At 63.9% G+C, this 238-nt stretch carries 1 pseudogene; it reads right to left on the minus strand.

The features are described from left to right. A pseudogene (locus QP119_RS11685) lies at positions 1–235 on the minus strand (globin domain-containing protein); the annotation flags it as partial. Positions 236–238 lie beyond the last annotated feature (3 nt).

A 238-nucleotide genomic window follows, 5' to 3' on the forward strand; every position in this document is an offset into this window, starting at 1 on the left:
GCTTGTGCGCGATGCGGTCGAGCATCATCACGGGGTCGGGCTGGGAGTCGTCGACAAGATGCGCCGCGAACTTCACCACCGACGCGGCCAGCGCCTTCTGCTGTGCGTTCTGCTTCTGGTTGCCGCGGTTGAACAGGTCGGAGATGAGCTCCGGGTGCGCCGCGAACATCTTGGAGTAGAAGGTGGTCGCGATGGTCTGCATGTTGTCGGCGACCGGTGCGAGCGTGGCCTTCACAGT

Origin of the sequence: Corynebacterium frankenforstense (genome assembly GCF_030211955.1) — a bacterium.
GTDB classification, from domain to species: domain Bacteria; phylum Actinomycetota; class Actinomycetes; order Mycobacteriales; family Mycobacteriaceae; genus Corynebacterium; species Corynebacterium frankenforstense_A.